Source organism: Candidatus Halobonum tyrrellensis G22, assembly GCF_000495475.1.
Classification (GTDB): domain Archaea; phylum Halobacteriota; class Halobacteria; order Halobacteriales; family Haloferacaceae; genus Halobonum; species Halobonum tyrrellense.
This window is the reverse complement of sequence record NZ_ASGZ01000043.1, coordinates 1-17,933: the sequence shown is the minus strand read 5'-3', so window position 1 is coordinate 17,933 and position 17,933 is coordinate 1. Positions and strand designations below refer to the sequence as shown.

Genomic DNA, 17,933 nt, shown 5'->3' with positions numbered 1-17,933 from the left:
GTTCAGGCGCGTTCCGTCTCCAGCAGGCTCATCGTCTCGTCGACGGTGACCGACAGCGTGTCGCCGTCACAGGGCAGATCGAGGCGGATCGTCGTGGGGTTCGTCTGGAGGACGGTGGTGTGGACGTCGCTCACGCACCAGTCGTGCGTCCAGAACGGTTCGGTGGTGAGGTCGACCCCGCGTTCGGAGTGGAACGTGAGCACCGCCGCGGTGTCGAGCAGGTTCAGCCCGACCGCGGAGGCGAGGCGGTTGTCACACCGGTTGCAGACGTGCCGGACGACCACCTCCTGGCCCGGAATCCGCGTGCACGTGTCGAGCGTCGTCGTCATCCGGCCCATGCACTCGGGGCAGACGCCGTCGGCGGCGAGACAGTAGTGGTGGCGGACGTGGTGGTGGAACGCGTCGAGGAACTCCGCTGGCGTGCGGTCGTCCAGCCCGCCCGGCGGGAACGGGTAGTCGACGTGACCCCGGCCGCAGTCGACGCAGGCGATGGCGAGTCGCTCGTCTGCGTACCGCGCCTCCAGGTCGCCGCCGCAGGCGTAGCAGTCGCCGGGCGCCTCGAACGGCCCGAGTTCGGTCCGGCCGGTGAACGTGCCCGCGAACACCGAGCGGACCACCTTCCAGCCGGGCGTGCGGAACGCGTACCCCTCGTCGGTCTTGCGGACGAAGTGGTCGAGCAGTTGCTTGAGGTGGTAGTTGAAGTGGGCGCTGTCGTCGAGGTCGACCCGGTCGTACAGCTCCGAGAAGGGCACCGGCACCGGGTCGTCGGTTCCCTGCTCGACGGTCGCCTCGTGGAGCGCCTGCAACACCTCGATGCGCGTCTCGTTGCCGAGCAGCGAGAACGCCTCCGCGGGCGTGAGGTCGGCCTCCCGGACCGCCTCGCGCGTCTCCTCGTCGGCGGGAGTACTCATCGTTCGACGATCCCCGCCCGGCGACTAAACCGTTGGGTCGTCCGTGTGCGACCGCCCCGGCCGCGTGTGACGGGACTCCGCCGCCGACCGCGGACTCGGGGTGGCCGTCCGGGCCTCGCCGCTACGCGCCGTCGACGGCGGGGAACCGCGGCGCGTCGTCGTCGCCGTCGACCGTCGCCCCCTCCAAGTCGGCGAACGCCGCGCGCACCCGGTCGAACGTCTCTTCGAGCGCTTCGACGATCACCTTCGTGTCGCCGACGACGGGCATGAAGTTGGTGTCCCCCTCCCACCGCGGGACGACGTGGGTGTGGAGGTGGGGGAGCGACCCGCCGGCGCCGTCGCCGAGGTTGAGACCGGCGTTGTAGCCGTCGGGGCCGATGGCGTCGTCGAGCGCCCGGAACGTTCGCTGCTTCATCCGCGCGTGGTCGAGGAGGACCTCGTCGCTCAGCGCCTCGTACGCCGACTCGTGGACCCGGGGGATCACCATCGCGTGGCCGGGGTTGTACGGGTAGTTGTTGAGCAGGACGAACGACTCGGGCGAGCGAGCCACGATCCGCGCCTCGCGGTCGTCGCCGCGGTCGGGTAGTGTACAGAACGGACAGCCGTCACCGCCCTCGTCGTCGCGTTCGACCCACTCGATCCGCCAGGGGGCGTATATCTGGTCCACGGCCGAGCCAGGCCGTCGACCCCCTTCAATCCGCCCGTGTCCGGCCTCCTCCCGTCCCGTCCGTCGCGTTCCCCGTGCGGACGGGTTACTGACCCGGCTCGGGGGGGCGACTAGCCAAACCCTTATTACTCACGTGGTACCTTTATCGGCGTTTCCTGTGTAGGGTGGGGTGCATGGCGACCCAACCTTCCAACCCGGACAGCATCACGGAAGCCTGTCCCCACTGTGACGGGGAAACCCATCACGACGTGCGGGTCGAAATCCGCACGGAGAGCGAGAAGGAGAAGAACGCGGAGTTCTCTCGAGAACCGTACCGCGTCGTCACCTGCCACGAGTGCGGGACCGAATCGGCGATGCGGATGAACAACGCGTAAACCGGACGGAGAGTCGGCCCGTCCCGGAGCGGGCTGGTATCCCGGTCGACGCGCCCACGCGACGCGAGCGGACGAGTCGGTCCGACCGGTTCGGACGGCTCGGACGGCCCACGACTACCCTACGACGACCCACGACCCGTCGCGGGAGCGACCCCGACGGACGACCCACGCGACGGTAGCCTTCTACGGCGGTGCGACGCGGACGGTCCGCGTGCGGCGTCGGCGGATACTATCGACGTACTCGACCGACCGGACGCGAGCTACCCGAACAGCCCCTCGGTCGTCAGTTCCACGCCGTCGTCGGTGACGACCATCGTGTGTTCCGCCTGGCTCACGAGGCGCCCGTCCTCCTCTTTGAGCACCGGGTACCCCTTGATCACGCCGTTGGTCTTCAGCCGCCGGAGCGCCATCTCCGCCCGCGACGACGAGAGCCACCGCGCCGCGAACGGCAGGCCGTCGAACTCCTCGATCTCTTCGAGCACCTGCCGCGCCGTCCGGTTGCGGACCGAGCGGTCGCCCGTCCGCTCGTAGATCTGTTCGTGGCTCCCCTCGCCGACCTTCCCCCGGCCGTCGGTCGCGAACGGTTCGATCGCGACCACCTGTCCCGGCTGGAGTTCGACCGAGCGGTCCACGCCGCGGTTGGGGATGTTCGGCCCCGTGTGGGCGTCGTAGCGTTCGACGCCGTGCCCCGAGAGGTTGTAGATGGGCGTGTAGTCGTACGCCTCGATCACGCTCTCGATCTCGGCGCCGATCTCGCCGACGGGGACGCCGGGCCCGGCCGCCGCCACCGCGGCGTCTAACGCCTCCTCGGCGGCCTCGACCAGTTCCGCCTCGCCCGCCAGGTCGACGGTGACCGCGGCGTCGGCGATGTAGCCGTCGACGTGGACGCCCACGTCGAGACAGACCAGGTCGTCGCCGAACTCGGTGTCGTCGTCGCGGCCCGCGGTCGCGTGGCTCGCCTCCTCGTCGACGCTGATGTTGACGGGGAACGCGATACCCCCGCCCTCCTCGCGGATGCGCGCTTCGATGTGTTCGGCGACTTCGAGGTGGGTCGCGCCCGGTTCGACCATCTCCCGCCCCTCCTCGACGACGGTGGTCAGGATCTCGCCCGCCTCGCGGTACTTCCCCAGCGTGTCCTCGTCGAGCGCGCTCATGTCGACGGGTTCGACCGATACGGGCAAAGGGGTTGCGCTCCGGCGGCGGGGTCGTCTCCCGCCGTATCGGCGGCCGACGCGCGTCGACTCGCACCGTCGGTCCCGGTGGGGCGGCGAGCGGCGGGACGCGCCGCCCGGTGTGTTCCCGCCACCGCGGGGCTCCACGACGGCCGCGCGTTCGTCTATGTATCACACGGGAGCGGCCCGGAGGACCGCTTTTGTAGCTCCGGACCGTCGGGTTCGCCGATGACCGCCCCGCGGTTCGCACCGGAGATCGAGTCGTTTCACCGGCGCATCGACCCGGACGACTGGCAGCGCATCTACGTGGTCGGCGACGTCCACGGCTGTCCGGACGCGCTCGACCGCCTGCTCGACGAACTCGGCGTCACCGACGACGACCTCGTCGTGTTCGTCGGCGACCTGGTGCGGAAGGGACCCGACAGCCGGAGCGTGGTCGAACGCGTCCGGAACGCGCCCAACGCCGTCTCGGTCCGCGGGAACAACGAGGAGAAACTGATCCGCGGCGAGAAGCGCCTGCCCGGTCTGAGCGACGACCAACTCGCGTGGATCGAGGGCTGTCCGGTCGCGGTGTCGTGGCCGGGCGTCGACGACCGCCCGGGCGCGCTCGTGGTCCACGGCGGGGTCGACCCGCGCAAGCCGCTCGCGGAGCACTCGGTCGACGACCTCCAGAACGCCCGGTCGCTCGTCCCCGGCGGGAGCTACGGCGACCGGCCCTACTGGTGGGAGCGGTACGACGGCCCCCACCGCGTGTTCTTCGGCCACACCGTGCTCGCGCGGCCGGTCGACCGGCCGTTCGCGGTCGGTCTCGACACGGGCTGCGTCTACGGCGGCGACCTGACCGCCTACGACTGGTACGCCGACGCGTTCGTCTCCGTGCCCGCCGCGGTCGACGGCGACCGCGCCGACGAGAAGGTGCTCCGGCCGCCCTTTTCTGACGCCGAGTCCGCCCGCGCCGAGGGCGTCGGCCCCACCCGGTGACGGTCCCGACCCGATGAGCGGCGAGGACCCCGACCCGACGGCCGAGCAGTCGACCGACGGCGAGAGCGACGCGACCGACCCCCCGCACGCGGCGGCCGGCGGCGGCGCGAACGTCGACGCCGACCGGCGGGAGCGACCGACCGACGAGGACGAGGCGGCGGCGGACGACACCGGGACCGCGACCGGCGGCGAGCCCGCCGGGACGAACGGGGGGAGCGAGGCGAACGGGACGGACGAAGCCGACGACGAGGGCGGTCCCGCCGCCGAGTTCCCGGCCGCCGAGACGCTGGTGGCCGACGCGGACCCGCTCGCCCGTCCGTGGCCGTACGCGGGCGACGACCGCCCGGCGGTCGAGTGGGGGCGGTTCGGGGCGCGGACGCCGCCGACCGCGGCCGAACCGCTGTCGGAGCCGGTGGAGTCGCCGGACCTCGACGACGCGCGCTACTACCTCTCGCGGGAGCTGAGCGAACTCTCCTTCCAGCGGCGCGTGCTCCACGAGGCGGAGGACGACCGGGTGCCGCTCCTCACCCGGCTCCGGTTTCTCGACATCGTGACGACGAACATGGACGAGTTCTTCCGCAAGCGCGTCGGCGGGCTGAAACAGCAGCTCGACGCGGGCGTCACCGAGCGGACCGTCGACGGGCGGACGCCCGGCGAGCAGTTGACCGACGTGCTCGGGGAGGCGCGCGACATCCTCGACCGGCAGTCGCGCTGCTACCGGGAACTGGTCGAACCCGCGCTCTCGGCGGCGGGGGTCGACCTCGTCGAGTGGACCGACCTCGACGACGGCGAGCGGGCGGCGCTCCGCGAGCACTTCGAGCGGTCGGTGCTGCCGACGCTGACGCCGCTGACGTTCGACCCCGCCCACCCGTTCCCGTTCATCTCGAACCTCAGCCTCTCGGTCGCGGTGTTGACCCGCGACGAGGCGGGCGAGCGGCGCTTCTCGCGGATCAAGGTGCCTCAGAACCGGCCGCGGCTGATCCGTGTCGACGGGGTCCGTGACGGCGGCGGCGAGTCCGACGGCGGCGCGGACGCCGACGTGACCGCGGGCGCGTCGGACGGCGACGGAGCAGGAGCCGACGGGGCGGACGCGACGGCGCGGTTTCTCCCCATCGAGCGGCTGATCGAGGCGAACCTCGACCTGCTGTTCCCCGACGTGGCGGTGCTCGACAGTTCGACGTTCCGGGTGACGCGGAACGCCGAGGTGCGCCGCAACGAGGACGTCGCCGAGGGGCTGATCGAGATGATCGAGGACGTGCTCCGCCAGCGCCGGTTCGCGACGGTCGTGCGGCTGGAGGTGGCCGACGACACGCCCGAGGCGGTGCGGAAGCTACTCGTCGACAACCTCGACGTGACCGAACGCGAGACGTTCGACCGGCCGGAGCCGCTGGCGCTCGACGGGTTCGACGCGGTGCTCGACCTCGACCGGCCGGACCTCCGGTCGGAGCCGTGGTCGCCCCAGAACCACCCCCGGTTCGCCGGCCTCGACGCCGACCGGCCGGGCGACCTGTTCGACGAGGTGAAACGCGGCGACGTGCTCGTCCACCACCCGTACCACTCGTTCGCCAACACGGTCCAGACGTTCCTCGACGCGGCCGCGCGCGACCCCGACACGCTGGCGATCAAGGTGGCCATCTACCGCACCGCGCCCGACTCGAAGGTGGTCCAGAGTCTCATCGCCGCCGCCAAGAACGGCAAGCAGGTGGCGGTGATGGTCGAACTGAAGGCGCGGTTCGACGAGGAGAACAACCTCCGGTGGGTCAAGCGACTCGAAGAGGAGGGGATCCACGTCGCGTACGGCACCATCGGGCTGAAGACCCACTCGAAGGTGGCGCTCGTCGTCCGCGAGGAGGGCGACGCCGACGAGGTGCGGACGTACGCCCACGTCGGCACGGGCAACTACCACTCCGAGACCGCCAAGTCGTACGAGGACCTCGGGCTGTTCACCGCCGACCCGACCGTCGGCGGCGACGTGGTGAAACTGTTCAACTCCTTCACCAGCCACGCCCGCCAGCGCCGCTACGACAAACTGCTCGTCGCGCCCGAGAACCTCCGCGAGGGCGTCACCGAGCACGTTCGCAGGGAGGCCGACGTCGCCCGCGAGGGCGGCGACGGCCGGATCGTCGCCAAGATGAACGCGCTCGAAGACCCCGCTATCGTCCGCGAACTGTACGAGGCCGCCCGCGCGGGCGTCGACATCGACCTGGTCGTCCGCGGGATCTGTCGGCTCCGCCCCGGCGTCGAGGGGCTCTCGGAGACCGTCCGCGTCCACAGCGTCGTCGGGACGTTCCTCGAACACTCGCGGGTGTACTACTTCGGCAACGGCGCGGGGGCGGAGGTGTGGCCCGGCGCCGACGACGGCAGTGACGGCGGCGACGGCGGCGACCCCGCCTACTACGTGGGGTCGGCCGACTGGATGACCCGCAACCTCGACCGGCGGGTGGAGGCGGTCGCGCCCGTCGAGGAGCCCACCGCCCGCGCGGAGCTGCGGGCGGTGCTGGAGACGATGCTCGCGGACAACCGCCGGCGGTGGCGGATGGGCGCCGACGGGAGCTACGCGCAGGTCGAACCCGCCGAGGGGGCGCCGACGGTCGACGTCCACGAGCGGCTGATGGAGCGCGCGCGGCGGGCCGCCCCCGACGAGAGCCGGTCGCCCGGCGTCGACGCCGGCCGGGGGACGCGCGACCCCGCGGTCGACCTCGACGACGTGTACACCGACGAGGGGGAGTGAGCGGGCGGCCGCGCCGGCGCGGTTCCGGCCCCAACTCACGGTCGTCGGCGCGGCGGCGGCCGTGACGGTTCCGCGAACTTTTTGCTCCGACCGCGGAACCGTCGCACATGGCGAACCAGCCCCACCTGCTCGTCGACGAGGGCGACGTGAACGAAGTCGCGCTCGTGCCGGGCAACCCCGACCGCGTCGACCGCATCGCCGAGCAGTGTGACGACGCGGAGGTCGTCTCGGAGAACCGCGAGTACCGCATCGTCAACGCCAGCTACGAGGGGGTCGACCTCACGATCTGTTCGACCGGGATCGGCTGTCCCTCCGCCGCCATCGCCGTCGAGGAACTCCACAACGTCGGCGTCGAGACGGTGATCCGCGTCGGCACCTGCGGCGCGCTCCAGCCGGACATCGAGGTCGGCGACATGGTCGTCGCCACCGGCGCGGCCAAAGAGGAGGGGACGAGCAAGCGCTACGAGTCGGCGACGTACCCCGCGACGCCCGACTACGGGACGCTGAGCGCGCTGGTCGACGCCGCCGAGGACCGCGACGAGGAGGTCCACGTCGGCCCGATCGTCTCCGACGACGCGTTCTACAACGAGACCGACGCGTACGTCGCCGACTGGGAGGCGGCGAACCTACTCGCCATCGAGATGGAGGCGGCGACGGTGTTCTCGCTCGCGCGCCGGCGGGGGATGGACGCGGGCGCCATCTGCACCGTCGACGGCAACCTCGTCGAGGGGACCCAGAAGGGCGCCGACTCCGAGGAGGAACTCCCCGAGAAGGCGAAGAACAACGTCGGTCGCGCGATCCGGATCAGCCTCGATACGGTGACCCGGCTGTAGCCCGTGTTCGATCGGCTGACCGCCCGACTCGCCGCGGCGAGCCGGTACGTCCGCCGGATCGAGCGGCGGGAAGCCGCGGAGTTCCGGGTCTGGGTCGAGGAGACGAACAACCTCCTCCACCTGTCGGTGCTCCTGCTGTTGCCGGTGCTCGTCGTCGTCATCACGGAACTGGCGAACGCGTTCGACGAACTGCTACCGGTGTTGCTGTTCCCGCCGCTGGCGTCGGGCGCGTACACGCTGTTCGCCGACCCCGGCGGGAAGTACTCCGACCCGGTGCGGTTCGTCGTCGGCCTGACCGCCGGCGCGACCTGCGGGCTGGTCGCGCTCGGCGCGGAGACGCTGGTGCCGTCGGTGTCGGCGTTCGCGCTCGTCACGCCGGTGAGCGCCGGGATATCGCTGTTCCTGACGGGCGTGGTGACGTGGACGCTCGGCGTCGAGGAGCCGTCGGCGTTCTCGTCGGCGCTGCTCGTGCTCGCGGCGTCGGAGGGGAGCGAGGCGTACCTGTTCGGGGTCGTCCCGCGGGGACCGGGGCTGTACGTCGTCTCCATCTTCGTCGGCAGCACGTTCGTCGCCGCGACGTTCGCGCTCTGGCGCGGGAAGTTCTACGAACAGCGCGCGCGCTACCTCTACGGGACGACCCGCGCGGACGACCACGTGCTCGTGCCGATGCGCGGCGACACCGCACTCACGACCGCGCTGTTCGGCGCGCGGCTGGCGGCCGCCCACGACGCCGGTAAGGTCGTCCTCCTCGACGTGGTCGGCGACGAGGAGGTCGCCGAAGTCGAGCGGTCGGCGGTCGACGTCGGCGGGCCGAGCGACCGCGCCGACTCGTCGCTCCCCGACGACGTCGACGGGATCGCCGACGAGACCACCCGCCGGGCGGCGGCGGAGTCGGCCGGCCGCCTCGAGGAGTACGCGGCGACGATCCGCACCCGGGTCGGGGTGCCCTGTGAGGTGGTGGTCGCGAGCGGTCAGCCCGCGCGCACCACGCTCGAGACGGCCCGCGCGTCCAACTGCGACCTGATCGTCACCCCCTACGAGGAGGACCGCGGTCTGCTCTCGGAGTTCGTCCGGACGGTGTTCCGCGACCCCACCGACGCGATCGCGTTCAAGTCGGTGTCGGACCGACAGCGGTGGCGGCGGGTGCTCGTCCCGGTCGCCCGCCCGGGCAACTCCGCACACGCGATGGTCGACTTCGCCACCCGGCTGGCGGGCCGGTCGGGCAGCGTCTCGGTCTGCACCTGCATCGACCGCGAGGTTGAGCGCCGGCCGGCGGAGAACACCCTCTCGAACGTCGTCGAGGCGGTCGACGGCCCGATCGAGACCCGGGTCGCCCGCGCGGACGTGCTCGACTTCATCGAGGCGAACGCCGACGCGTACGACCTCGTCCTGATCGGCTCCTCGCGGGACCGCTCGACCGCCTCGCGTGCGGTCGCCCCGCCGACGTTCGAGAAACTCCGCGACCTGGAGTGTGACGTGGCGGTCGTCGACCGCGGCACACCCCGGTAGCGGCGCGCGGCGAGCGGCGACTCGCGACCCCCCGGGCGGGTCGCCGTCCCGGGGTCGGCCGGCGCGGCGACTCAGCCGCGTTCGTCCCCGCCGGCGCCGTCCTCGTCGTCGAGTATCTCGCGGGCGACAGCCTCGGAGTCGCCGCGGTCGAGCGCCGACTCCACGAGGAGGTGGCCGCCGATCCTCGCGGGGGAGATGACGGTGTCCGCGCCCGCCCGTTTCAGCTTGTTCTCGTTCTCGCGGTCGGTCGCGGCGGCGACGATGGTCACCTCCGGGTTGAGCTGTCGGGCGGTGAGGATCGCGAGCGCGTCCTGGGCGTCGTCGTTGGTGGCGGCGACGACCGCCCGCGCCTCGGTGATCTTCGCGCGCGTCAGCGGCTCCTCCCCGGAGGGGTCGGCGGTCAGCACGTCGACCCCCCGGTCGCGGAGCGCGCGCGCGACCGCCTCGTCGGGCGTGACCAGCAGGAAGTCGACGCCCGCGTCGGCGAGTTCTTCGATCAGCGATTCGGTCAGCTCCCCGTGCCCGAGCACGAGGACGTGTCGTTCGAGGATGTCGAGGTTGTTCTCTGTCATGCGTCCGAGCGCGTTGGTGAGGCGGGCCTCTATCGCGGGCGTGAACAGCACCCCGAGCGCGACCGCGAAGCTGGCGACGTTCAACACGAGCGCCGACATGGTGAACCACTTCGCCAGCTGACTCGTCGGCGTGACGTCGCCGTAGCCGACGGTGGAGGCGGTGACGACCGAGAAGTAGACCGCGTCGGTCAGCGTCTCGACGCTGCCGAACTGGTCGCGGAGCGCGTACGCCCCGGCGGTGCTGTAGCCGAGCGAGCCGACCAGCGCGGCCAGCGCGGCCCACTGGGTGACGGTGAGCTCCACCTCGCGGGTGAACAGCCGGCGGTTGAACGCGACGACGGGCCACGCGACGACCGACAGCCCCACCAGCGGGTAGGAGAGTTCGCTCGTCTGGAGTAGCCCCTGGGCGGCCGACAGCGGGAGCAACACCACCGTCGAGTACCACGCGCTCCGGTAGCTCCGGTTGAGCCCGTACGCCGACAACAGGAGCAGAAAGCCCGTGAGCGTGCCCGTAAAGCCCGCGGTCCGGGAGACCGCCGCCGGCACCACCTCGACGAGCGGCCCCTGTGGCGCGCCGCCGGATATGTTGGCGATGCCGACGAGCACCGACACCAGCGCGGCCGCCCCGGCGAGCCACACCGCGGCGCGCCCGCCGACCCGTTCGCGCCACTCGGCCATGCCCTCCGTCCGAGCGGGGCGGGTAAAAGCTCGCCGTCCGGCGGCGGCCCGCGGCGGGTTGTCCGGCTCGGTTCGGGTCGGTCCGGCTCGGTCCTCAGTCGGAGTCGCCGGAGGCGGGGTCCGGGCTGCCGCCGCCGACGAACCCCTCGTCGTTGGCGACGCCCGCGATCCTCGGTTGGAACACCCACGCGGTCAACAGCACGATGGGGACCATCGAGACGGCCACGACGGCGTACCCCGTGTGGAGGTTCGGCAGCAACGGCGCCGAGTAGACCAGCGGGTAGACGATGCCGCCGACGGTGCCGACGCCGCCGACGACGCCCGCGACCGACCCCGAACTGTTGGGGAACATCGCGGGCACCTGCGCGAAGATGGCGCCCTCGGCGAACGCACAGCTCATCCCGACGAGGAAGCCCGCGCCGACCGCCAACAGGAGTTCGCCCGAGAGGCCGGCGACGGTCATCACCAGCATCGCGGCCACGACGAAACACAGCGAGAGGAACGTCCACTGCTCGCGGTAGCGCCCCCGGAACACCGGGAGGATGTTCTTCCGTTGGCGCGCGAGGCGGTCGCTGACGTACCCCCCGATGGGGCGGAGCAGCCCCGCCGCGACCGAGAACGTCGCCGCGAACGTGCTCGCGAGCACGAGGTTGTTCGTGTCGAACCCCTCGCGGTAGTAGGTGGCGAGCCAGCCGTTCATCGACAGCTCCAGCCCGAACGTCATCACGTACGCGAGCGCGAGCACGACCGTCCCGTACCGGGTGGCGGTGTAGACCCAGTCTCCGAAGCTCGCGCTGTCCTTGGTCGCCTGCCGCTTGACGTCGCTCTTTGCGGCCTCCCCGAGGAGGTAGTACGCCACCCCGAGACCGATGGCGATCACGCCGGTGTAGAAGAACGCCGCCCGCCAGTTGGTCGAGAACAGCGGCCCGTTCCAGTTCGACCCGAACACGCGCGGGAGAACCAGCGCGCCGCCGGCCGCGCCCGCGTTGCCGACGCCCGCGTAGATACCCTCCGCGGTGCCGAGTTCCCCCTCGTCGAACCACTCGGAGACGTGCTGGATCCCGATCACGAACGTGATGCCCGCGGTGGCGACGATCAGCCGTTCGACGAAGAACACCGCGTACGACTGGGCGAACGCCGACGCCATCGAGAACACCCCGACGTAGCCGAGGACGATCGCGAACACCGTGGGGGCGCCGAACTTGTCCGAGAGCCACCCGGTCAGTATCCGGCCGAACGGCGCGAGCCAGATGGCCGCGCTCGCGAGGATGCCGATCTCTGCGAGCGAGAGGCCGAACTCCTCGGCCATCGGCCCCGTGAACGGCGCGAAGGAGAACCAGATCAGAAACGAGAAGTTGAACCCGATCGTCGCGAGCAGCAACGTCCGGTACTTCGTCATCCGGATCAGGCCCACGCGCCACCCCCCGCCCCGCGCTCGCGCTCGGGGGACCCCGCGGTCGTCGGTTCGGATACCCCCGCCGTCCGCTCGGACATCCGACCCGGTTCGCCGTTCGCTTCACGCCTATCAGGCATGGATACTGCCGTCAACGCGAACGGGATAACGTTGCCCGTTTACGAACATCAGTTATACAGTAATTCACCGATCGGACGGCCGGAATACACAGGGATATTATGGCCTTATATCCGTATATCTCCCACCGAGTGGACGGACAACCACACGGTCGGCAACCGTTCGCGCGGTGATCGGTCGCAGTCGGTAACCGACGGCCGATCGCTCGCCGCCCGAACCGCGCCGGGGGCGTCCGGGGCTCGATCCGGTCGAAACCCGCCGCGTGCGCGCGGTTTCGGCGTCGGCCGACCCCGTCGTCGGCGCGGGTCGGCGACTCGCCCGCGCGGGTCGGAGCGGGCCGCGGACCGCCCGTCCGTCGTCCCTCGCCGCGAACGTGACGGTGAAGCTACCGGTTCCGGTCGGCCGCCCCGGCGCCCGTAAATACCGGCGGGGGTCGATTCCGATCCGGCTAGTCCGGTCGGCCGAAGCCGGCTAGGAACTTCCGATATGGCGGGGAATACCGCCGAGAAGTTCCAGTACCCGATACCTTCTCGGAATACTGTATATATTCTCCCTAGACCTCATTTCCCACCCGATCTATCCGCAGATAACACTTATTGGTGGTCGTTCGTCTGGTAGCTCCCGAAGGCAGTACACGGAACCCGGCGCGGATCACGTGGTGACTTCGATCATGGTACACAAGAAAGAGGGCTGGAAGGAGGAACTGTACGGCGACGAGGTGCGCGAGAAGATCGAGGAGTTCGCCGAGCGGGGCTGGGAGTCGATCCCGGACGACGAGCGCGAGAAGTGGTTCTCGCGGTTCAAGTTCTGGGGCGTCTTCCACCACCGCTCGGGGCAGGAGTCGTACTTCATGATGCGGCTCACCAACTGCGGGGGGCTGCTCGAACCCGGCCAGCTGCGCGCCATCGGCGAGGTGGCCGACGAGTACGCCAGCGGCCCGGTGGACAACCCGGAGTTCGGCGACGCCTGGATCGACTTCACGACGCGACAGTCGGTCCAACTCCACTGGCTCAAACTGGAGGACATCCCGGCGATCTGGGAGAAACTGGAGTCGGTAGGGGTGTCCTCGCGGTCGGCGGGCGGGGACACGATGCGGAACATCTCCGGCTGTCCGGTCGCGGGGAAGGCCGACGAGTACGTCGAGAGCCGCGGCCTCTTGGACGACATCCAGGAGGGGATCCGCGGCGACGACGACCTCGCGAACATGCCGCGGAAGTTCAACATCTCGGTGTCGGGCTGCCGGCAGGGCTGTGCGCAGGACTCGATCAACGACGTGGGACTCGAACCCGCCCACCGGCTGATCGACGGCGAGGACGTGAGGGGGTTCAACGTGCGCGTGGGCGGCGGGCTGGGTGGCCGCGAGCCCCGCAGGGCGCGGTCGCTCGACCTGTTCGTCACGCCCGACCAGGCGTACGAGACGGTCCGGACGTTCGTGGAGTACTACCACCGGGAGGGGAACCGCCAGAACCGCTCGAAGAACCGCGCCCGCTTCTTCGTCGACGAGACGGGGGTCGAGGAGATACGCGAGGCGATGGTCGAGCGGCTCTCGTTCGACCCCGAGCACGCGGGCACCGACTTCCGCCGGGAGTACACGTACAACGCGGGGCGGTCGAGCGAGTACGGCGCCCACGACCACGTCGGCGTCTACGACCAGGCGGACGGGACCAACTACGTCGGTCTCTCGATTCCCGTGGGTCGGCTCGCGGCGGGGAAGGTGCTCGAACTCGCGGACCTGGCCGACGAGTACGGCTCGGGCGAGGTTCGGCTCACCCGCCGGCAGAACCCGCTGATCATGGACGTGCCCGACGACCGGCTGGACGCCCTGCTCGACGAGCCGTTCTTGGAGACGTACTCGCCGGACTCCAACCCGTTCGTCCAGGGGGCGATGGCGTGTACGGGCACGGAGTTCTGCTCGCTCGCGCTCACGGAGACGAAGGCGCGGATGGCCCGCATGCTGCCGTGGCTGCGGGACAACGTCGAGTTGCCCGACGACGTCGACCGGATCAAGATCCACTACTCGGGCTGTACGGCCGACTGCGGGCAGGCGATGACCGCCGACATCGGGTTACAGGGGATGCGCGCACAGAAGAACGACGAGATGGTCGAGGCGCTCGACGTGGGCGTCGGCGGCGGCGTCGGCGAGGAGCCGTCGTTCATCGAGTGGGCGCGCCAGCGCGTCCCCGCCGACGAGGTGCCCGGGCTGATCCGGAACCTCGTGGGGGCGTACGCCGCGCTCCGCGAGGAGGGGCAGACGTTCCGCGAGTGGGTCGACGCCACCGGGCAGGGCGCCATCGTCGAACTCGCGGAACCCGAGGAGGTCGAGGGGTACGAGGACCCCTGTCTGTACGACGGCAAGCAGTCGTGGTACCCGTTCGACGACGGCGAGAGCCCCGCGCCCACCTCCGCGGAGGGCGCACCGCTGGAGGCCGACGACTGAATGCGCCCGCGCCACCTCGACGTGACCGCCTACACCACGTTCGACCACGTCGGCGCGCGCGCGGAGGGCGACGGCTGGACCGACGAGGCGGTGGCGGTGCTCGACGTGACCTCGCCCGCGGGCGAGCCGACCGTCTCGCTCGGGTTCGAACTCGACCCGAGCGACACGCCGAACCTCCCGCACCACGCCGACCACGTCCCGCTCACGCCCGAGCGAGCCCGGACGCTCGCCGCCGAACTGGAGGCGGCGGCCGACGCCGCCGAGGCCGGCGAGGCGATGACGAGCGGGCGGGGGTGACGACGGTGGACGACGCCCCACCCCCCGACGGCGCTCCCCCCGACGCGTCACGCTCGACGAACGCGCCCGCCGACGCCGCGCCCGAGTTGCTCGGCGCGTCGGCGACGGACCCGGACCCGACCGGGGCGGTGCCGGCGACCGACCCCGGAGGTGGCTCGCGTGAGTGACCTCGCACGCTCCGCGCGCTCGGAACGCACAGTCGCCGCTCGGGGGCGGCTCGCGTGAGCGACCCCGACCCGGAGGACCGCGACCCCGTGCCGACGACGTGCATGCGGTGTGCGGTCGGCTGCGGTCACCTCCACCACCGCGTCGACACCGGGTACGGCATCGGCTCGGCGCAGGGCGACGTCTCTCACCCGGTCAACCGGGGGATGGCGTGCCCGCGCGGCATCGAGGAGTCGGTCGACCCCGACGGCGAGTGGCTCGAACGCCCGCTGATCCGCAAGGGGAGCACGCTCGTGGCGACGACGTGGGAGGACGCGCTCGACCGCGCCGTCTCGGGGCTGTCGGCCGCGCTCGAACGCGACCCCGACGGGGTGGCGGTGCTCGGCAGCGGCCAGCAGACCAACGAGGCGGCGTACGCGCTGGGCAAACTCGCCCGCGGCGGGTTCGGCACCCGCTACTACGACGCCAACACGACGCTGTGTATGGCGAGCGCGGTGACCGCCTACTACGACGCGTTCGGCAGCGACGCACCCCCCTGTACGTACGACGACATCGACGGCGCCGAGACCCACCTGGTGTGGGGGGCGAACCCGGCGGTCGCCCACCCGGTGATGTTCCGCTGGATCGCCGAGAGCGCGCGCGACGACGACTCGCGGCTCGTGGTGGTCGACCCCGTCGGGACGAAGACGGCGGGCGTCGCCGACGACCACGTCGCGCTCGACCTGGGGACCGACCTCGCGTTAGCGCGTGCGGTGCTCGCGCGCGTACTCGAACGCGGCGAGGTCGACCGGGAGTTCGTCGAGTCGGCGACGACCGGGTTCGAGGAGGTGGCCGACTCGCTGCCGTCGGTGGCGTCCGCCGCCGAGACGGCGGGGGTGTCGGTGGAGACGGTCGACCTACTCGCCGAGGCGCTGTCGGACCCGACGCTGGTCTACTGGGGGATGGGCGTCAACCAGAGCGTGCAGGGCACCGACACCGCGGGGGCGCTGATCGACCTGTGTCTCGCGACCGGGAATCTGGGTCCGGGGACGGGACCGTTCTCGCTGACGGGGCAGGCCAACTCGATGGGCACTCGCGTCTGCTCGTCGAAGGGGTCGTGGCCCGGCCAGCGGCCGTTCGACGACCCCGCAGAGCGGCGGACCGTCGCCGACGCGTGGGGCGTGCCGGTCGACCGCCTCCCCGACGACCCCGGACCCGGACCCGTGGGGACGCTCGAAGCCGTCGACGACGGTCCCGTCGAGGCGGTGTGGGCGGTGGCGACCAACCCCGTCGCGGGGATGCCCGACGCCACCGCGGTGCGCGAACGCCTCGAAGACAGCTTCCTCGTCGTCCAGGACGCGTTCCGCACGGAGACGGTCGAACTCGCGGACGTGGTGTTGCCGGCGGCGACGTGGGGCGAGTCCGACGGGACCGCGACCAACATGGAGCGGCGGGTGTCGCGCGTCCGGCCGGCGATGGAGACCCCCCCGGGGATCCGCACGGACCTGGACATCGTCACGACCGTCGGCGAGCGGGTGGTCCCCGGGCTGTTCGGGGCGGCCGACCCCGAACCGGTGTTCGAGGAGTTCGCGGCGCTGACGGCGGGGACGCCCGCGGACCTCTCGGGGGTGAGCTACGACCGCCTGGACGATGCGGGGGCGGTCCGGTGGCCCGCGCCCGACGCGGCGTCGGAGGGCGGCTACCGCTACCTCGCGGGCGCAGACGAGACGGCGGGCCGGACCGGCGGCGACGCCTCGTGGGCGTTCGAGACGCCCTCCGGGCGGGCGCGCTTCTCGACCGGCGAGCACGGCGGTGTGGCCGAACCCACGGACGAGGAGTACCCGCTCGTCTTGACGACCGCCCGCGAGGCGGACGGCTACAACACCGGCGTCCGCTCGCGCGGCGCGGCGACGCCCGACGCGCCGCTCGCGCGCGCCCACCCCGACACGCTCTCCGAGACCGGTCTCGACCCGGACGCCGACCGCGCGACGCTGGGGTCGCGCCGGGGGTCGGTGCCGGTGCGGCCGGAGGCCGACCCGGCGGTGCCGCGGGAGTTGGTGTGGCTCCCCGTCCACCACCCGCGGACGAACGAACTCACCCTCCCCGACACCGACCCGCGGTCGGACGAGCCCAACTTCAAGCAGTGTGCGGTGCGGCTCCGCCCCGCGGGCGCGGACCGCGATGCGGTCGCCGTCGACGCCGAGGCGACCGGCGACGACTGAGCGGGGCGGGCCGGGGTCGCGGGCGACCCGGGGCGGTCCCGACCGGCGGTATCGATTTGTGCCCCGGGCGTCACCCGCCCGTATGGTCTCGACGTCGTTCCCGGTGCAGGTGCTCTTGGGGGTGTATCTCGGCCTGCTCACGGGCGTCCTGCCCGCGCTGGTGTCGTGGGGGCTCGGGTTCCTGTTCAAGTACTTCACGGGGGTGACGATACCCGGGTTCGGTGTGGTCGTGCTCGCGCTCGCGGTGGCGGGCGTCAACGGCGGACTGCTCGCGCTGGCGGACGCGACGGTTCTGGGGTCGACCAACCAGACGGCGCTGCTCGTCGCCATCATCGTCGTCCTGATGCTGTCGATGTACGCACACGCCAAGGGCGACGCCATGGGGGCGTCGATGCCGAAGCGGATCAGCCTCCGCGACCTGACCGAGCGGACGCTGTCGGCGGACGTAATCGACCTCGCGGGCGGGCGCGGGCAGGTCCGCGTCGTCGTCTCGGGTGCGGTCGACGACATGGAGGGGTACCCGCCGCTGCCCGCCGACCTCCGGGAGCACCTGGCCGACTTTTCGGCGACGTTCCCCGCGGACGTGCCGCTCGTGGAACTGGAGTCGAAAGTGGTCGAGCGCCTCCGCGCGGAGTTCGACCTCGCGGACGTGTCGGTGAGCCTCACCGAACGGGCGCACGCGTCGGTGGCGGCCGCGCCGCCGGTGGGCGCGCTCTCGAAGCGGGTGCCCGCGGGCAAGCGCGCCGTCTCGCTGTCGACGCTCGTCCCGACGGGGCTGGCCCGCGGCGACGAGGTGACCGTCGTCACCGACGACGGCCGCCACGACGGGACGGTCGTGAGCGCGAAGTCCGCCGGCGGGGGCGGAGGGGCGAGC

General features: G+C 71.6%; 14 protein-coding genes and 1 pseudogene. 10 read left to right on the top strand and 5 right to left on the bottom strand.

Translation table 11 applies throughout. The features are described from left to right. Nucleotides 1–2: 2 nt before the first annotated feature. Both K933_RS11995 and K933_RS11990 read right to left on the bottom strand, forming a co-directional pair. On the bottom strand, nucleotides 3–911 hold the full coding sequence (locus tag K933_RS11995) for a winged helix-turn-helix domain-containing protein (RefSeq protein ID WP_023395000.1): 909 nt from the start codon (nucleotides 909–911) through the stop codon (nucleotides 3–5). Nucleotides 912–1,032: 121 nt separating this feature from the next. After that, nucleotides 1,033–1,578 (bottom strand): HIT family protein, encoded by a 546-nt coding sequence (locus K933_RS11990; protein ID WP_023394999.1) that lies wholly within the window; start codon nucleotides 1,576–1,578, stop codon nucleotides 1,033–1,035. Between the two features lie 173 nt (nucleotides 1,579–1,751). On the opposite strand from K933_RS11990, the gene K933_RS11985 reads away from it, so the two are divergent. After that, nucleotides 1,752–1,952 carry a DUF7835 family putative zinc beta-ribbon protein gene (locus K933_RS11985; RefSeq protein WP_023394998.1) on the top strand — a complete coding sequence of 67 codons (201 nt, stop codon included), beginning with the start codon at nucleotides 1,752–1,754 and terminating at the stop codon, nucleotides 1,950–1,952. Nucleotides 1,953–2,212: 260 nt separating this feature from the next. Here K933_RS11985 and map read toward each other — a convergent pair whose 3' ends face one another. Beyond that, the gene (map, locus tag K933_RS11980) at nucleotides 2,213–3,106 is read right to left on the bottom strand and encodes a type II methionyl aminopeptidase (protein WP_049947835.1); all 894 of its coding nucleotides are present in this window, start codon (nucleotides 3,104–3,106) and stop codon (nucleotides 2,213–2,215) included. A gap of 246 nt (nucleotides 3,107–3,352) precedes the next feature. Between map and K933_RS11975 the strand changes: the two genes are divergently transcribed. The 4 genes from K933_RS11975 to K933_RS11960 all read left to right on the top strand — a co-directional run bounded on the left by K933_RS11975 (nucleotide 3,353) and on the right by K933_RS11960 (nucleotide 9,178). Next, nucleotides 3,353–4,105, top strand: a complete 753-nt coding sequence (locus tag K933_RS11975) for a metallophosphoesterase family protein (RefSeq protein ID WP_023394996.1) — start codon at nucleotides 3,353–3,355, stop codon at nucleotides 4,103–4,105. Between the two features lie 13 nt (nucleotides 4,106–4,118). Then, complete coding sequence (ppk1, locus tag K933_RS11970) at nucleotides 4,119–6,836, top strand: polyphosphate kinase 1 (protein WP_023394995.1); 2,718 nt, start codon at nucleotides 4,119–4,121, stop codon at nucleotides 6,834–6,836. 107 nt (nucleotides 6,837–6,943) lie between these two features. Next, nucleotides 6,944–7,669 (top strand): nucleoside phosphorylase, encoded by a 726-nt coding sequence (locus tag K933_RS11965; RefSeq protein ID WP_023394994.1) that lies wholly within the window; start codon nucleotides 6,944–6,946, stop codon nucleotides 7,667–7,669. 3 nt (nucleotides 7,670–7,672) lie between these two features. Continuing rightward, on the top strand, nucleotides 7,673–9,178 hold the full coding sequence (locus tag K933_RS11960; protein WP_023394993.1) for an HPP family protein: 1,506 nt from the start codon (nucleotides 7,673–7,675) through the stop codon (nucleotides 9,176–9,178). A 71-nt stretch (nucleotides 9,179–9,249) separates the two neighbouring features. Here the strand turns inward: K933_RS11960 and K933_RS11955 are convergent, their stop codons facing one another. Both K933_RS11955 and K933_RS11950 read right to left on the bottom strand, forming a co-directional pair. Beyond that, the gene (locus K933_RS11955; RefSeq protein WP_023394992.1) at nucleotides 9,250–10,428 is read right to left on the bottom strand and encodes an NAD-binding protein; all 1,179 of its coding nucleotides are present in this window, start codon (nucleotides 10,426–10,428) and stop codon (nucleotides 9,250–9,252) included. Between the two features lie 94 nt (nucleotides 10,429–10,522). Next, nucleotides 10,523–11,827 carry an MFS transporter gene (locus K933_RS11950; RefSeq protein WP_049947834.1) on the bottom strand — a complete coding sequence of 435 codons (1,305 nt, stop codon included), beginning with the start codon at nucleotides 11,825–11,827 and terminating at the stop codon, nucleotides 10,523–10,525. Between the two features lie 802 nt (nucleotides 11,828–12,629). On the opposite strand from K933_RS11950, the gene K933_RS11945 reads away from it, so the two are divergent. The 5 genes and pseudogenes from K933_RS11945 to K933_RS11930 form a co-directional block, all read left to right on the top strand. Next, on the top strand, nucleotides 12,630–14,396 hold the full coding sequence (locus K933_RS11945; protein ID WP_023394990.1) for a nitrite/sulfite reductase: 1,767 nt from the start codon (nucleotides 12,630–12,632) through the stop codon (nucleotides 14,394–14,396). Then, nucleotides 14,397–14,693 (top strand): DUF6360 family protein, encoded by a 297-nt coding sequence (locus K933_RS11940; RefSeq protein ID WP_023394989.1) that lies wholly within the window; start codon nucleotides 14,397–14,399, stop codon nucleotides 14,691–14,693. Nucleotides 14,694–14,698: 5 nt separating this feature from the next. Then, nucleotides 14,699–14,860 (top strand): hypothetical protein, encoded by a 162-nt coding sequence (locus K933_RS18400; protein WP_161631422.1) that lies wholly within the window; start codon nucleotides 14,699–14,701, stop codon nucleotides 14,858–14,860. Between the two features lie 54 nt (nucleotides 14,861–14,914). Continuing rightward, nucleotides 14,915–17,059 (top strand): assimilatory nitrate reductase NasA, encoded by a 2,145-nt coding sequence (gene nasA, locus K933_RS11935; protein WP_023394988.1) that lies wholly within the window; start codon nucleotides 14,915–14,917, stop codon nucleotides 17,057–17,059. An 82-nt stretch (nucleotides 17,060–17,141) separates the two neighbouring features. Continuing rightward, nucleotides 17,142–17,933: pseudogene (locus K933_RS11930) on the top strand (potassium transporter TrkA); the annotation flags it as partial.

What these genes read in the sequence shown, in the direction of transcription:
- K933_RS11995 (WP_023395000.1), bottom strand. Translation starts at nt 911, where the DNA reads ATGAGTACTCCCGCCGACGAGGAGACGCGCGAGGCGGTCCGGGAGGCC.
- K933_RS11985 (WP_023394998.1), top strand. Translation starts at nt 1,752, where the DNA reads ATGGCGACCCAACCTTCCAACCCGGACAGCATCACGGAAGCCTGTCCC.
- map (WP_049947835.1), bottom strand. Translation starts at nt 3,106, where the DNA reads ATGAGCGCGCTCGACGAGGACACGCTGGGGAAGTACCGCGAGGCGGGC.
- K933_RS11975 (WP_023394996.1), top strand. Translation starts at nt 3,353, where the DNA reads ATGACCGCCCCGCGGTTCGCACCGGAGATCGAGTCGTTTCACCGGCGC.
- ppk1 (WP_023394995.1), top strand. Translation starts at nt 4,119, where the DNA reads ATGAGCGGCGAGGACCCCGACCCGACGGCCGAGCAGTCGACCGACGGC.
- K933_RS11965 (WP_023394994.1), top strand. Translation starts at nt 6,944, where the DNA reads ATGGCGAACCAGCCCCACCTGCTCGTCGACGAGGGCGACGTGAACGAA.
- K933_RS11955 (WP_023394992.1), bottom strand. Translation starts at nt 10,428, where the DNA reads ATGGCCGAGTGGCGCGAACGGGTCGGCGGGCGCGCCGCGGTGTGGCTC.
- K933_RS11950 (WP_049947834.1), bottom strand. Translation starts at nt 11,827, where the DNA reads ATGACGAAGTACCGGACGTTGCTGCTCGCGACGATCGGGTTCAACTTC.
- K933_RS11945 (WP_023394990.1), top strand. Translation starts at nt 12,630, where the DNA reads ATGGTACACAAGAAAGAGGGCTGGAAGGAGGAACTGTACGGCGACGAG.
- K933_RS11940 (WP_023394989.1), top strand. Translation starts at nt 14,397, where the DNA reads ATGCGCCCGCGCCACCTCGACGTGACCGCCTACACCACGTTCGACCAC.